This is a genomic window from Microvirga sp. P4_G7 (assembly GCF_056401005.1).
Map to the genome: position 1 here is coordinate 1 of NZ_JBFUKD010000887.1, position 1,259 is coordinate 1,259.

General features: G+C 60.6%; 2 protein-coding genes. Both read right to left on the minus strand.

The features are described from left to right. Positions 1-9: 9 nt before the first annotated feature. On the minus strand, positions 10-399 hold the full coding sequence (locus tag AC1DT3_RS21645) for a VOC family protein (RefSeq protein WP_477467241.1): 390 nt from the start codon (positions 397-399) through the stop codon (positions 10-12). A gap of 76 nt (positions 400-475) precedes the next feature. Next, positions 476-1,259: LLM class flavin-dependent oxidoreductase (locus AC1DT3_RS21650; protein WP_477467242.1), on the minus strand; the 784-nt coding region annotated here is incomplete at its 5' end.

Here is a 1,259-nt window from a genome sequence, read left to right on the forward strand (position 1 = left end):
CCCTCATCGTTACCGCCCGCCCCTCTTCAGCAATTCGATTTTGTAGACGTCCGTGTCCTGTTCGAAGAAGAACGTCGCCAGGTTTTTACCGTCGTGAGACATCTCCTTGATCGGCGTCGGCGACAGTCCGAGCGCTTCGAGCCTGTGGTGTTCACCCCTCAAATCGTCAACGGCGAGCGCGAGATGGCCATATCCATCACCCACCGCATACGGCTCGGTGCGCCCCGCATTGATGGTCAACTCGACTTCGAAATCAGCCTCCGCATTGCGCAGATAGACGAGCGTGAAGCCGTCGAACGCAAAGCGATCGGCAATATCGAGCCCGAAGGCGTTTCGGTAAAACGACACCGAGCGTTGCTCATCGAGAACGCGGATCATCGTATGGATTGCTTTCGCCATGGCGCGCTCGCTTGCAGTGAGGTTGTGGACGGCGGGAACCGCTCGATACCTCAGATTTCGCCGTCTGTGGAGAGCACTAGAGGCCGCGAGGCGTCAATCCAAAAGCCTCAGCCAGCAGCGCATAGGAGCGCGTTCGGGCGGAATGATCAAAGATCGCCGACGTCACCATCAGTTCATCCGCCTTCGTGCTCTCGGCAAGAGCCGACAAATTGGCTCTTACGGTCTCCGGAGACCCCACGAAGAGACGCGATCGGTTCCGGCGGATCATCTCGCGATCTGCGGGAGTGTAGGAATAGGCGAGCGCTTCATCAGGGCTTGGAAGCGGGCCGAACTCACCACGCATGCGGCGCAGAAAATTGAAGTCGGCGCTCGCTGCGAGATACTCCGCGGCGTCATCCGTCTCTGCGCAGATGGCGGCGACGCCGAGAATGGCGTGCGGCGACGACCGCCAGCGAGACGGGACGAATTCATTGCGATAGCTCAGCATCGAATCGCGGGCGTCGTGATTTGCGAAATGATGGGCGAATGCGAAACCCATTCCGAGACGGGCGGACAAATGCGCGCTGTAATCGCTCGAGCCCAGCAACCAGATGGGCGGCAGAGGCACACCCGACGGCATGACTTCGACCCGCTGGAAAGGATGGTTCTCCGGAAATTCCCGTGTTTCCCAAAGCGTCAGCTCCTGCAAACGCTCCTGGAAGTCGTCGCGACCCGGATCCTCCTGCCGCTGACGGAGCGCATAAGTCGTGACCGGGTCGGTCCCCGGTGCGCGTCCCAGACCGAGGTCGATACGGCCGGGGAACAGAGCCTCCAACGTCTTGAACCGCTCGGCGACCATCAGGGGTGCGTGGTTTGGCAGC

Bases quoted from the DNA above. Each gene is read 5' to 3' on its own strand.
- AC1DT3_RS21645 (WP_477467241.1), bottom strand. From the start codon at position 399: ATGGCGAAAGCAATCCATACGATGATCCGCGTTCTCGATGAGCAACGC.